Raw genomic sequence first — 14,171 nt, forward strand, 5'->3', positions numbered from 1 at the left:
GGACGACGGGTGGCAGGTCCCTGGGGTCTACCCAGGTTCGACGCGATTCCAACGCGGCACACACGCCTCAGCCGACTGCCGCTGCCCCCATTGACAGCGCTTTCTGCTGCCCCTAAGTTGCCGCGAAGTTACCGGTAAGAGCTCGAAAGTTTCGGTTCCGCGTCCCATGCCCACGGGAGGCCCGAGCATGAGCACGTCCACCACGTCGGCCCCGCCGGGCACCGAGGATCCGCCTCCGGCCGGAGCCGCACTCCGACGCGGCAAGCGGGGCCCCGCCCGGACCGGCTGGCGGCGGGCGCTGCGCCGCGACTGGCAGTTGTACTCGCTGGCGATCCTGCCGCTGCTGTTCTTCCTGGTCTTCCGCTATCTGCCGATGATCGGCAACGTCATCGCCTTCCGGCGTTTCGAGCCGGGCGGATCGCTCTTCGGCGAGGAGTGGGTGGGGCTGCGCTATGTGCAGATGTTCCTCAACGACCCCACCTTCTGGCAGGTGTTCCGGAACACCCTGTGGATCGGCGGGCTCACGCTGCTGTTCTGCTTCCCGGTCCCGATCGTGCTGGCGCTGCTGCTCAACGAGGTGCGCCGGCGCTCCCTGAAGCGGTTCGTGCAGTCGGTGTCGTACCTTCCGCACTTCCTGTCGATCGTGATCGTCGCGGGCATCACGATGCAGATGCTGGCCAGCGACGGCCCGGTCAACCACATCCTCGGCTGGTTCGGCCACGAACCGATCCGCTTCATCCAGGAACCCGAGTGGTTCCGCACGATCTACGTCGGCTCGGAGATCTGGCAGACCGCCGGCTGGGGCACGATCCTCTACCTCGCCGCGCTCACCACGATCGACGAGGACCTGTACGAGGCCGCCCGCATCGACGGCGCCAACCGCTGGCAGCAGATCTGGCACGTCACCCTGCCCGGCATCCGGCCCACCATGGTCACGCTGCTGATCCTCAACGTCGGCGCGTTCATGGCGGTCGGCTTCGAGAAGGTCCTGCTGCTGTACAACCCGCTGACGTATCCGACCGCCGACGTGATCTCGACGTATGTCTACCGGTCCGGTGTGGAGTCCAACAGCTTCAGCTACGCCGCCGCCATCGGACTGTTCGAGGCGATCATCGGGCTGATCCTCATCACGTCCGCCAACCAGCTCTCGCGCCGCACAGTGGGGACGAGCCTGTGGTGAAGCCGAGTCGTTCCTACCGGGTCTTCCAGGGCGTCAACGGGGTGGTCCTCACCCTCGTCGTGCTGGTGACCCTGTACCCCTTCGTCAACATCCTCGCGCGGTCCTTCAGCGGGGAGCGGCAGATCCGGGCCGGTGAGGTGACCCTGCTGCCCAAGGGGTTCAACCTCACCACGTACGAGATCGTGTTCCAGGACTCGATGTTCTGGCGGAACTACGGCAACACCGTGCTGTACACGGTCGTGGCGACGGCGGTGGCCATGGTGCTGACGACGTGTTACGCCTACGTGCTGTCGAAGAAGAACCTCAAGGGCCGCGGTGTGCTCGTCGGCATCGCCGTGTTCACGATGTTCTTCACCGGCGGCCTGATCCCGAACTACATCCTGGTCACCAGCCTCGGCCTGAAGAACAGCGTGTGGGCGATCGCCCTGCCGAACGCGATCAGCGTCTTCAACCTCCTGGTCATGAAGGCCTTCTTCGAGAACCTGCCGACCGAACTGGAGGAGGCCGCGCAGATCGACGGCCTCAACACGTACGGCATCCTGCTCAGGATCGTGCTGCCGCTGTCCAAGGCGGTCGTGGCGACGATGGTGCTGTTCTACTCGGTGTCCTTCTGGAACTCCTGGTTCAGCGCCTTCCTCTACATGGACCGGACGGATCTGATGCCGGTCACCGTCTACCTCCGCAACCTCATCCAGGGCGCCACCGGCGGCGGCAACGCCGGCGCGGGCACGGAGCAGCTCAGCCAGGTCGGCGCGAACATCCAGTCGGTGACCATCGTCCTCACCGCCCTGCCGATCCTCTGCGTGTACCCGTTCGTCCAGCGCTACTTCGTCTCGGGCGTGATGCTCGGCGCGGTCAAGGGCTGACGCCGCCTCCGCCACTCGCTTACGGAACAAAGGAGTCTCCGTGAAGAACGCAGGACAGCTGTCGCGGCGCCAGATACTCGCCGCCGCCGGCTTCATCGGTCTCGCCACGGTCACCGGCTGCGGCAGCGGAGACGACGGCGGGGACGGCAAGGACCTGTCGAAGAAACAGAACGGGGCGATGAAGAACTACCGGGCCGGGCAGCAGTTCAAGGCGGCCAAGCCGCTGTCCTTCTCGGTGCTGCACAACAACAACCCGGTCTACCCGATGAAGGACGGCTGGCTGTTCTGGAAGGAACTCACCAAGCGCACCGGCGTGACCCTCAAACCGGTCGACGTCCCGCTTGCCGACTACGAGAAGAAGCGCAGCGTCCTCATCGGCGCGGGCGACGCCCCGTTCCTGATCCCCAAGACGTACCACCCCTCCGAGGTCGCCTTCGTCTCGTCGGGCGCGATCCTCGCGGTCAGCGACTACGTGCACCTGATGCCCAACTTCCGCGACAAGGCGCGCAAGTGGAAGCTGGAGCCCGAGCTCGACTCGATCCGCCAGTCCGACGGCAAGTACTACCTGCTGCCCGGCCTGCACGAGAAGGTCAAGTCCGGCTACTCGCTCTCCTTCCGCACGGACGTCCTCGACCAGCACGGCCTGAGCCTTCCCACCAGCTGGGACGAGGTGTACGACGTCCTGAAGGCACTCAAGGGGGAGTACCCCGGCACGTACCCCTTCTCCGATCGCTGGAGCACCAACACCCCGTTCCCCTGCGGCGCCCTGTTCGGCTACCTCGGCCAGGCCTTCGGCGTCCGGGCCGGGTGGTCGTACGACAACATCAGCTTCGACCACAAGGCGCAGAAGTTCGTCTTCACCGGCGCCCAGGACGCCTACCGTCAGATGGTCGAGTACCTGCGCAAGCTTGTCGCCGAGAAGCTCATGGACCCCGAAAGCTTCAGCCAGACCGACGACCAGGCCGTGCAGAAGCTGCTCGCCGAGAAGTCCTACGCGATCAGCGCCAACCCCCAGGAACTGGTGCAGAACTACCGCTACAACCTGGAGAAGCAGGTCGACGGGGCCAAGATCGAAATGGTGCCGGTGCCCCTCGGTCCGGCCGGCCCGGTGGTGCTCGGCGGCACCCGCCTGGAGAACGGCGTCATGGTCTCGAGCAAGGCCCTCAAGAGCGACAGCTTCGTCGCGATGATGCAGTTCCTCGACTGGCTCTGGTACTCGGACGAGGGCCAGAAGTTCTGCAAGTGGGGCGTCGAGGGCGTCACCTACACCGAGTCCGGCGGGCAGCCCCAGCTGAAGCCCGGAATCACCCTCATGGGCTCCGACCCGGACGCCCCGAAGGACCTCCAGAAGGACTACGGCTTCTTCAACGGCGTCTTCACCTACGGCGGCAGCTGGGCCCTGGTCTCCTCCTCGTTCAGCCCGGACGAGAAGAAGTTCCAGGACGCCATGTCCCAACGCGAGCAACTGCCCATCGACCCGGCCCACCCGCTCCAGTCCTTCGAGCAGGAACAGGCGACCCTCTGGGACACCCCGCTCAAGGACACCGTCATCCAGAACACCCTCCAGTTCGTCCTCGGCAAACGGCCGCTGTCCGAATGGAACGCCCACCTCGCCGAACTGAAGTCGAAGAACATGCAGCAGCTCGTCGACCTGCACAACAAGGCCTACGAGCGGTTCAAGAAGGAGAACGGGTGATCCGCTTCCCCGACTCCGGCACCGGAGCTTGTGCAGGTCGACGAGCTACCGTACACACCTCCGACTTCGGCACCGGAGCCCTCTCCCGCGCCTCCGCCCTGACCCACACCCTCCTCACCGTCGAGGCACTGCTGCTCCTCGCCGCCTCCCCGGGTCTGGCCGGACTGCTCCTGCTCGGCCCCGACCCCGCCAACCTCCCCCTCGCGGCCCTGTGCCTGCTGCCCCTCGGACCGGCCCTGTCCGCCGCGCTCTACGCCCTCCACCACCGCAGCCGCGACCTCACCGAACTGCACCCGGCCCGCGCCTTCCTGCGCGGCTGGCGGCTCAACGCCCTACCGGCGCTGAAGCTGTGGACACCCCTGCTGGCCTGGCTGACGGTCATCGCCTTCACCCTCACCCACTTCTCCGCCACCGGACTGCCCGGCTGGTGGGCGCTGCTGCTCGCGGCGATCGGCGCCGGCTCCCTCCTCTGGGGCGCGCACGCCCTCGTCCTCACCTCGCTGTTCACCTTCCGCGCCCGGGACACCGCCCGCCTCGCCGGGTACTTCCTCTTCCGGCACGGCCGCGCCACCCTCGCCGCCGCCTCCCTGCTCGTCCTGGCGGCCGCGCTGACCACCCTGCTGACCGAGGCCGTGGCCGCCCTGCTGGCCGCCCCGCTGCTGCTGTCCCTGCTGCACGGCAGCCGCACGGTGATCACCGAGACCCGCGAGGAGTTCACGGCATGACCGCGCCCCGCACGCCGAAGATCCCGTACGGCGGTGACTACAACCCCGAGCAGTGGCCCGGGACCGTCCGGGACGACGACCACCGCCTGTTCACGCGGGCCGGCATCGACACCCTGACCGTCGGAGTCTTCACCTGGTCCCTCACCCAACCGGCCCCGGACACCTACGACTTCACTGTCCTGGACCGCGTCCTCGACCGTGCCGCCACAGAGAACCGCCAGGTCTGTCTGGCCACCGGCACCGCCGCCCTCCCGCCCTGGCTCGCCAAGCGGCACCCCGAGGTCAACCGCACCGACTTCGAGGGCCGCCGCCACCGCTACGGCCAGCGCCACAACTTCTGCCCCAGCTCACCGGCGTACCGCGAGCACGCCACCGCGCTGGCCTCCCGCCTCGCCGAGCGGTACGCCGACCACCCCGCTCTGCTCGCCTGGCACATCAACAACGAGTACGGCGGCGCCTGTTACTGCGAGCTGTGCGCCGAGGCGTTCCGCGAGTGGCTCCGCGACCGGCACGGCACCCTCGACACCCTCAACGACGCCTGGTGGACCACCTTCTGGTCGCACCGCTACACCGACTGGGACCAGATCGAGCCGCCGAACGCCCTCACCGAGCACTGGCGCGGCCCCGACCACACCGCCTTCCAGGGCATCACCCTCGACTGGTTCCGCTTCACCACCGACGCCCTCCTCGGCTGCTTCCTGGCCGAGAAGGAGGTGATCCGCGCCCACGACCCGGACACCCCCGTCACCACCAACTTCATGGGCACCTTTCGCCCCCTCGACTACCACCGCTGGGCACCCCACCTCGACTTCGCCTCCTGGGACAACTACCCGCCTCTCGACGCCCCGCCGACCCGGCCCGCCCTCGCCCACGACCTGATGCGCGGCCTGAAGGACGGCGCCCCCTTCTGGCTGATGGAGCAGACGCCGTCGACGACGGCCTGCCGGGACGTCAACCCGCTCCGGCGGCCCGGAGAGCTCCGCCTCGCCACCTTCCAGGCCATCGCCCACGGCGCGGACGCCGCCCTCTACTTCCAGATGCGCGCCTCACGGGGCGCCTGCGAGAAGTACCACGGGGCGGTCATCGGCCACTCGGGCCGCGACGACACCCGTGTCTTCCGCGAAGTAGCCGAACTGGGCCGGGAGCTGGAATCCCTGGGCGACCGGACCCTCGGCGCCCGCACCCCGGCCCGCACCGCCCTCCTCTTCGACTGGGACAGCTGGTGGGCCCTGGAGATCTCCGACGGACCGTCCCGGCTGGTCAAGTACCCGGACGTGGTCCACGCCTACTACCGGGCCGCCCGCGAGGCCGGCGCCGACGTGGACGTGATCCCGCAGACCGCCGACCTCACGCCCTACGACGTGGTGCTCGCCCCCGCCCTGCACATGGTCAAGGGCGACCTCGCCACCCGCCTCGAAGCGGTGGCCGCACGCGGCGGCACGGTCCTGGCCACCTTCCTCTCCGGCAGGGTCGACGAGCACGACCGCGCCTTCCTCGCCGACGTCCCCGGCCCGCTCGCGCCGCTGATGGGCATCCGCGTCGACGAATGGGACGCCCGTCAGCCGGAGTTCACGCAGCCCGTCCCCGAGCTGCCGGCCGAGGCACGGCTCGTCTTCGAGATCGTGCTGCCACGCGGTGCCGAACCGGTCGCCACCTACGGCACCGACTTCTACGCCGGCACCCCCGCCGTCACCCGCAACCGATTCGGTGACGGCGAGGGCTGGTACGTCGCCACCGCCCTCGACCAGCCGGGCGTCGACCAGGTCGTCCGCCGGGTCCTGGCCCGCCACGACCTGCTCGGCCCCTACGCCGACCACCCCAGGGTGGAGACGGCGACCCGAGTCGCCCCCGACGGCACCCGCCTGCTCTTCCTCCTCAACCACGCCCCCGAACCGGCCCACCTGACGGCCACCGCCACCGCCACCGACCTGCTCACCGGCAAGCGGGTCGAGCAGGGCGACCCCCTGGTCATCGACCCTCTGGGCGTCGCGATCCTTCAGTAGAACCGCGATCTCTCAGAAGATCCGGCGCCCCCGCTCGTCCGGCACCCCCGACTTGCGGAAGAAGTAGCTGTTGACCTGGTCACGCCACTCACGGGCGCTGCGGAGCTGCTCCTCGTACCGCTCCGCCACCCGCGCGTGACGCCCCGGCTCGACCAGGTCCGCCAGACCCGCCCACACCCGGCGGGCCTCCTCGACCTCCTCCACCCCCTCGAAGTGCGTGTCGTAGATGTGCTGGATCACGGTCGTCCCGCTCTTCAGCAGATGCCCGTACGGCACATGGTGGAAGAACAGCAGCAGCTCGTCGGGGCAGGTGTCCGGCGACTCGTACAGTTCGGCCCACGGCTTGGCGTACTGCCCGGCGTACCCGGTCCCGCTCGCCACACTGCGGTCGACCCCGATGCCGTCCCGGTCGGCGAAGTGGTAGGTGCCCCAGGGGCTGTACTCGTAGCCGTCGACGCTCGGCCCGTAGTGGTGGCCCGGCTGCACCATCCATCCCACGCCCAGGGGAGCGGTGTGCTTCTCGTACGTCCGCCACGAGCCGTCGAGCACCGCGTGCAGCCCGTCGGACAAGCGCTCCGAGGCCTCCGGGAAGGTGAGCCCGATCCACTCGTCGAGCACCTCACGCGGTTCGGCGTCCGGCCGCCAGGCCAGCCGTCCGAAGGTGTACAGGTTGGCCTGGGCGAGGGGATGCCCGGTCCAGAACGGATCGTCGCCGGCGTTGGACACGGCGACCAGCCCGCCGCGCGCCCGTTCCCCCACGGACGACTCCGGTTCGTGCCGGAACCGCAGCACCTCGCTCCACATCGGCGCCAGCCAGCAGACGTGCCGCTGCTGCCCGGTGTACTCCTGGGTGACCTGCAACTCCACCGCCAGCCGGGTGCGCGGCACAGCGCCGATCAGCGGCGAGACCGGCTCGCGCACCTGGAAGTCCATCGGCCCGTGCTTCACCTGGAGTACGGCGTTCGGCGCGAACTCGCCGTCCAGCGGCACGAAGTGGTCGTACGCGGCCCGGGCCCGGTCCGTCGTGCGGTCCCGCCAGTCCTGGCGGTGGTCGTAGACGAACGCCCGCCAGTGGACGATGCCGCCGTACGGTTCGAGAGAGGCGGCCAGCATGTTCGCTCCGTCCGCGTGACTGCGGCCGTAGGCGAACGGGCCCGGCTGGCCCTCCGAATCGGCCTTCACGACGTACCCGCCGAAGTCGGGGATCGCCTCGTACACCCGTCGTGTCGCCGTGGCCCACCAGCCGCGCACCGCCTCGTCGAGCGGATCGGCCGTGGGAAGTCCACCGAGCACCACCGGTGCGGCGAAGGACACGGACAGGTGTGTGCGGACCCCATAGGGCCGCAACACATCGGCGATGGCGGCCACTTCGCCGATCCGGTCGGTCAGCAGGTGCGCCTCGGTCTCGTGCACGTTGACGTTGTTGACGGCGACCGCGTTGATCCCGCAGGCCGCCAGCAGCCTGCCGTAGGCCCGCACCCGCTCCAGGTCGCCGCGCGCCCGCCCGTCCTCCCAGAACAGCGAGCCGCCCGCGTACCCGCGCTCCACCTGGCCCATGACCGGGTGCACGGCGACGTTGTCCCAGTGGTCGAGCATGCGCAGGGCGAGTGCGGGGCGATGCGTCTTGCGCGCCCACGCACCGGTGAACGCCGCCTCGCCGAGCCGTACGACGTGGAACAGCCCGTACAGCAGCCCTCGTCCGCCGGAGGCGGTGACGGTCGTCGTTCCGCCCTCACGCGCGGATGTGAAACCCTCGTCGCCGGGGCCCTCTTCGCCGAGGCCGTCGGCACCGAGGCCGAGGATCAGGTCGTACGCGGCATCGCCCGGCTGGGCGTCGCGCACGACCCGGCCCCCGAACCGCCGGCAGGCCTCCGCCACCTCCCCGTGCACCGTCTCCACCAGAGGACCCGATCCACGGATCAGCGTCCGCCGACCGCCGACCGCCCGGAAGGCGGCGGGCGGCAGCCAGGCCGGGTCGACACCCTCGGGCAGGATGGGCACGGGAAGCGGCATCAGACCCCCAACTCGGCTGCTCAGGCGAGCAGTTCGACCTCCGCCAGCGTGCCCTCGCCGTCGAGGACCAGGCGGTACTTCTCGTACGTACCCGGTGACCTCACGCCGAACGCGCGGGTCTGTCTGTCCCAGGCGAAGGACTCCCCGGAGCGCTGGTCCAGCGTCCGCCAGGTCGTGCCGTCGGACGAGCCCTGGAGCGTCCAGCCGGCCGGTGCCTTCGCCCGGTCCGTCGACGACGTCAGCGTGTACTGGACCGCCTCGGCGCGCTCGGGGACCGGCAGGTCCACGGACGTCGCCGCCGCGTCCGTCGCCGACGTGTCGTCGAAGAGGGCGCCCTCACCATCGAGCAGGTCCGCGCGGGGCGTCGGCACCTCGTCGTCCTGCGTGATCGACACCGGTGCCGCGTGCCTGCCCGTGCCCCAGGACGACGGCCGCGGACCCATGTCGAACTCCAGCACACCGCCCTTGGCGATCAGCGAGTGGGGCAGCGAGGTCTTCGTCCACGTCCGGCCGTTGACCTTCAGCCCCTGCACGTACACGTTCCGCGCGCTGTTCTCCGGCGCCTTCACCACCAGCTCGCGCCCGTTCTCCAGACGCACGGTCGCCTTCCTGAACAGCGGGGAGCCGATCGCGTACTCGCCGCTGCCCATCACCAGGGGGTAGAAGCCGAGCGCGGAGAACAGGTACCAGGCCGACTGCTCGCCGTTGTCCTCGTCGCCGTGATACCCCTGGCCGATCTCGCTGCCGGTGTAGAGCCGCGACAGCACCTCGCGGACCTTCTCCTGCGCCTTCCAGGGTTGCCCGGCCGCGTCGTACATGTAGATCGCGTGGTGGGCGACCTGGTTGGAGTGCCCGTACATGCCCATCCGCACGTCCCGCGCCTCGGTCATCTCGTGGATGACACCGCCGTACGAGCCGACGAACTCGGGGGAGGCGGTCTCGGGCGTGGCGAAGTACTCGTCGAGCTTGTCGCCCAACCCCTTCCGGCCGCCGTACAGGTTGGCCAGGCCCCGGCTGTCCTGCGGTGCGGTGAAGGCGTACCCCCAGCCGTTGGTCTCGGTGTAGTCGTGGCCCCACACGCGCGGGTCGTACGTCGGGGACTCGACCCGCCAGTCGCCCTTCGCGTCCCGGCCCTGGAAGAAACCGGCCTTCGGATCGAAGAGGTTCACGTAGTCGCGGGCGCGGTTCAGGAAGTACTCCGACTCGTCCTTGTAGCGCCGCTCGCCGGTCTCCTCGTAGAGCTTTTGGCCCATGCGGGCGATGCCGTAGTCGTTGAGGCAGCCCTCCAGCGCCCAGGACAGGCCCTCGTGGGTCTCGGTGCTCGTGTAGCCGAGGAAGGGGGAGGTGGCCATGCCCTTGCGGCCGACGCCCGAGTTCGGGGGCACGACCGTCGCGTTCTTCACGGCCGCGTCGTACGCCGCCTTCGCGTCGAAGCCGACGCCCTTGACGTACGCGTCCGCGAACGCCACGTCCGAGGACGTGCCGGTCATGAGGTCCGCGTAGCCGGGGGAGGACCAGCGCGAGGTCCAGCCGCCGTCCTCGTACTGCTGCACGAACCCGTCGACCAGCTCGCCCGCCCTGCTGGGCGTGAGGAACGAGTACGCCGGCCAGGTCGTCCGGTAGGTGTCCCAGAAGCCGTTGTTGACGTACACCTTGCCGTCGACGATCTTCGCGCCGGTGTGCGTCGGGGTGTCCGGGTTCGGCATGGGGGAGAAGGGCGAGGCGTACTGGTGTTTCCCGCCGGCCTTCTCGAAACCGGAGTTCGGGTACAGGTAGAGCCGGTACAGGCTGGAGTACAGCGTCGTCAGCTGGTCGGGGGTCGCGCCCTCGACCTCCACCTTGCCGAGCAGCTGGTCCCACTGCCGCTGGGCGCTCCGCTTCACCGCCTCGAAGGAGGTGCCGTCCGGGATCTCCTGGCGGAGGTTGTCCTTGGCCTGGTCGACGCTGATGAGCGAGGTCGCCAGGCGCAGGGTGACGGTCCGGTCGTCGGCCTTGAAGCGGAGGTAGCCCTTCACGCCGCTGGAGGAGCCGTCGGTCACCGGCTTGTCGAACACGCCGTACACGAACAGCCGGGTCGCCCCCGTCGACAGCCCGGACTTCACGTCCGAGTAGCCCGTGACAACGCCGTTCTCCTGGTCGAGGGTCAGTCCCGCCTGGTCGGTCACGTTGTCGAAGAGGACGCTCGCGTCGTCGCCGGGGTAGGTGAAGCGCAGAGCCGCCGCGTGGTCCGTCGGCGCCATCTCCGCCTTCAGCCCGTTCTCGAACCGCACCCCGTAGTAGTACGGCCGCGCGGTCTCGTTCTCGTGCCGGAAAGCCAGCTCCCGGGCCTCACGGCCGGTGTCCGGAGTGCCGGGGGCGGCCGACGGCATCACCTGGAAGGTCTGCCGGTCACCCATCCACGGACTCGGCTCGTGACTCGCGCTGAACGCCTGGATCGTCGGCAGGTTGTCCGCGTTGTTCGCGCGTGCGTAGTCGTACAGCCAGCTCAGCGAGCCCGCGTTGGTCACCGGCGTCCAGAAGTTGAACCCGTGCGGCACCGCCGTCGCCGGGAAGTTGTTGCCCCGTGAGAAGCCGCCGCTGGAGTTGGTGCCGCGCGTCGTCACCGCGTGGTCGGACGGATGCGCCTTCGGCCGCTCGGGAACTACGGACTCGATGGTCACGTCGTCCAGCCAGCCCCGGAACTTCGCCGGGCCCTCGGGGGAGTCGTACGCCACCAGGATCCGGTCGACGGTCCTCCCGGCCGCCACCGACCCGATCCGCGCGGCCACGTTGTTCCACTGGTTGACGTAGAGGACCTTCGCCGCGCCCTGCCCCCGCGGGGTCAGCGGGAAGCCGTGCTGGTCCGTCGCCCTGAGGTCGCTCAGATAGGTGCCGTCGGTGAAGGCGAGGTCGACGGAGACGTTCGTCGCGTCGTAGTCGAGGTCGCCGTCCGCCATGGACGGGAAGATCCGGTACGACAGCCGAGTGTCCCTGCCGACGGCCACGTTCACGTCGAAGACCTTGTTGTACGAGTACGCCCGCCCGTCGGCGGTGTGCCGGCCGGCGTAACGCAGGGCGCGCTTTCCGGTGAACCCGGCGCCCGCCTTGGCGGTGGGGGAGCCGCTCGGGCCGCGGTCGACGAGGGAGAGCATGTCCTGCGGGACGGGTCCGTCACTGTCACCCGTGGAGAACTGCACGTCGGCGAGCTGGAGGAGGGCACCGCCGTTGTTGCCGGTGACGTCGAGCCGGAAGTGCCGGTACTCGGCCGGTTCCGCCAGGTCGTACGTCTTCGTCTGGAACCGTTCGGAGAAGGACTCCCCGGAGCGGGTGTCGAGCGTCTTCCAGCCCTTGCCGTCGGTGGAGCCCTTCAGGGTCCAGTCCTTCGGGTCGCGCTCGTCGTGGTCGTTGGCCGACGTCAACGCGTATCGCAGTAATTCGACTGGCTTGTCCAGGTCGAACTCCGCCCAGCCGGTGGGCTCGAAGGTGAGCCACTTGGTGCTCGGCTCGCCGTCGACGAGGTTCTCCTTCACCTCGCCCGCGCCCGTGTTCTCACCGCCGGCCCGGACGTCCGTGACGTGGTCGGTCACGTTGCCCGGTATGCCGCTGCTGTAGCCGCCGTCGACGCCCGAGGCGCGTTTGCTGCCGTCGGGGCTGGTGTCGACGGTGTTCAGCCAGTCCGGAACCGGGTCCTCCGCCTCGAAGGAGGACGCGAACCTCCGGTCGGCCCTCTCGGGGGCTTCGGGCAGTGCGACCGCAACGCCCTAGGACCCCAGGACCAAAGCGAAAGCGGTCGCCGACACGACCGCCGAACCCCGTCTGTACCGAGCTTTTCGCTGCATCTACGGGTACCCTCCCTGCGCAGTGGACAACGTTGTCAACTTCGAGGCGCAAGGACCAGTAGTTGCCCAAGTGCCGGGGAGTGTCAAGGGTGTTGGTTGTGGCATTCGAGGGTGACGACCGGGATTTTTCCGCCGAGGAACAGGCGGAGCGCTCGACTTTCCGCGAGGTCTCAACTCGGATAAGACCCACCGCCAACCTTGTGTTCGATCTTGATCGGCTGACGGGAAGTGGACTATACCTGTCGGGCGATTCACAGGATCCACACGATCCGCACGTCACCACCCGCACTTTCCTGCACGACCCAGCTTGACCCGATCGCGGTGCCGGGAAGGATCCGGTTCACCGCCTGAGTCCTGGAGAAGGCGAGGACTTGAGCATGGGATCCACTTCCGCCGAGAACCGCGGCGCCGAGGGTGTCGGCCGCCGTGATCTGATCAAAAGGTCCGCCGCGCTCGGGCTGATCTCCGTCCCCACGATGAGCTTCCTGTCCGCCTGCGCCAGCAGCGGCGGCGACGACAGCGGGGACAAGGCCAAGGCCGGCAAGAAGACCGCGAAGAACCCGCTCGGCGTCAACGACACAGCGGGCATGGAATTCGTCCTGTTCGACGGCGGTTTCGGCAAGGAGTACGCCGAGGACGCCGTGAAGATCTACGAGAAGAACTTCCCCAAGGTGAAGGTGAAGTTCTCCGCCACGCAGAAGATCCAGTCCGTCCTCCAGCCCCGCTTCAACCAAGGCACCCCGCCGGACCTCATCGACAACTCCGGCGCCGAGCAGATGGACATGGGCATCCTGGCCGGAAAGAAGCAGCTCACCGACCTCACTCCGCTGCTGGACGCCCCGTCCTACGACGACCCGGACAAGAAGGTCCGCGACACGCTGCGCCCCGGCATCGTGGAGATGGGCCAGCTCGACGGCGACCCGGTCTGGATCATGTACTACGCCTACACGGTGTACGGCGTCTGGTACTCGCAGAAGGCCCTGGACTCGCTCGACGAGCAGTACCCCGAGACGTGGGACCAGATGCTCGCGGTCTGCGAGAAGGCCAAGAAGAAGGGCATGGCGGGCTGGACGTACGCGGGCAAGTACCCGTACTACCTCCCCTTCTCGCTCTACCCGATGATCGCCAAGGTCGGAGGCGCCGAGGTGCTCGACGCCATCGACAACCTGGAGCCGAACGCCTGGAAGCACCCGGCCGTCAAGGCCTGCTTCGAGGCGTACTACGAGCTCTACAGGAAGGGCTATGTCCTCAAGGGCACCCCGGGCCTGGACCACATCCAGTCGCAGACCGCGTGGGCTCAGGGCAAGGCGCTGTTCATCCCGAACGGCTCCTGGGTGGAGAACGAGTCGGCCAACGTCATCCCGAAGGACTTCGGCGTGTCCGTCTCCGCGCCCACCGGACTCGACTCCTCCGACAAGCTGCCCTTCGGCACCATCTGGGCCTCCGGCGGCGAGCCCTTCATCGTCCCGTCCAAGGCGAAGAACGCCGAGGGCGGCATGGAGCAGCTGCGCATCATGCTCAGTGAGGCGTCCTCGAAGAACTTCACCAGCAAGGTGAAGTCGCTGACCGCGTACAACGGCGGTACCGACGGAATCACCCTCACGCCGGGTCTGAAGTCGGGTGTCGCGGCGCTGGACAAGGCCGGGGACAACGTGGTGAATCCCCGTCTCCAGGACTGGTACGTGCAGTTGCAGAAGGAGAAGATCGGCGTGTCCGGCCTGGGCGAGATGATGGCCGGCCGCCTCACCCCGGCCGAGGCCGTCAAGAAAATCCAGGGCTTCGCCGACGAGACCGCCAAGGACTCCTCGATCAAGCACTACAAGCACCAGTAACGGCACCGGACTCTTTTTTCCGCAACGGCACCGGAGTG

The 14,171-nt window shown here is 68.6% G+C and carries 9 protein-coding genes; 7 read left to right on the forward strand and 2 right to left on the reverse strand.

What is annotated here, in order from left to right:
- Positions 1-187 precede the first annotated feature (187 nt).
- Genes ACZ6TU_RS31405 through ACZ6TU_RS31425 form a run of 5 tightly spaced genes read left to right on the forward strand, consistent with a single transcriptional unit; the run spans position 188 to position 6,470 of the window.
- Positions 188-1,180: an ABC transporter permease gene (locus ACZ6TU_RS31405; RefSeq protein WP_467669214.1), complete on the forward strand. Its 993-nt coding sequence runs from the start codon at positions 188-190 to the stop codon at positions 1,178-1,180.
- Positions 1,174-2,046 (forward strand): carbohydrate ABC transporter permease, encoded by an 873-nt coding sequence (locus ACZ6TU_RS31410; protein ID WP_467669216.1) that lies wholly within the window; start codon positions 1,174-1,176, stop codon positions 2,044-2,046. Before ACZ6TU_RS31405 ends, ACZ6TU_RS31410 begins: the two co-directional genes overlap by 7 nt.
- 40 nt (positions 2,047-2,086) lie before the next feature.
- On the forward strand, positions 2,087-3,742 hold the full coding sequence (locus ACZ6TU_RS31415; RefSeq protein ID WP_469552366.1) for an ABC transporter substrate-binding protein: 1,656 nt from the start codon (positions 2,087-2,089) through the stop codon (positions 3,740-3,742).
- Complete coding sequence (locus tag ACZ6TU_RS31420) at positions 3,739-4,467, forward strand: hypothetical protein (RefSeq protein ID WP_467669220.1); 729 nt, start codon at positions 3,739-3,741, stop codon at positions 4,465-4,467. Before ACZ6TU_RS31415 ends, ACZ6TU_RS31420 begins: the two co-directional genes overlap by 4 nt.
- Positions 4,464-6,470, forward strand: coding sequence for a beta-galactosidase (locus ACZ6TU_RS31425; RefSeq protein WP_467669222.1), 2,007 nt, complete (start codon positions 4,464-4,466; stop codon positions 6,468-6,470). Before ACZ6TU_RS31420 ends, ACZ6TU_RS31425 begins: the two co-directional genes overlap by 4 nt.
- A 12-nt stretch (positions 6,471-6,482) precedes the next feature.
- On the opposite strand, the gene ACZ6TU_RS31430 is transcribed toward ACZ6TU_RS31425, so the two are convergent.
- Together ACZ6TU_RS31430 and ACZ6TU_RS31435 are read right to left on the reverse strand one after the other, a co-directional pair.
- Positions 6,483-8,483, reverse strand: coding sequence for an alpha-glucuronidase (locus tag ACZ6TU_RS31430; protein ID WP_467669224.1), 2,001 nt, complete (start codon positions 8,481-8,483; stop codon positions 6,483-6,485).
- Between the two features lie 20 nt (positions 8,484-8,503).
- Positions 8,504-12,208, reverse strand: a complete 3,705-nt coding sequence (locus ACZ6TU_RS31435; protein WP_469552458.1) for a GH92 family glycosyl hydrolase — start codon at positions 12,206-12,208, stop codon at positions 8,504-8,506.
- Positions 12,209-12,399: 191 nt separating this feature from the next.
- Here ACZ6TU_RS31435 and ACZ6TU_RS31440 point away from each other — a divergent pair, with 191 nt between their 5' ends.
- Both ACZ6TU_RS31440 and ngcE read left to right on the forward strand, forming a co-directional pair.
- On the forward strand, positions 12,400-12,612 hold the full coding sequence (locus ACZ6TU_RS31440) for a hypothetical protein (protein WP_469552368.1): 213 nt from the start codon (positions 12,400-12,402) through the stop codon (positions 12,610-12,612).
- Between the two features lie 66 nt (positions 12,613-12,678).
- Positions 12,679-14,133, forward strand: a complete 1,455-nt coding sequence (ngcE, locus tag ACZ6TU_RS31445; protein ID WP_467669230.1) for an N-acetylglucosamine/diacetylchitobiose ABC transporter substrate-binding protein — start codon at positions 12,679-12,681, stop codon at positions 14,131-14,133.
- Positions 14,134-14,171 lie beyond the last annotated feature (38 nt).

It is taken from the genome of Streptomyces sp. NPDC052064 (assembly GCF_055585925.1).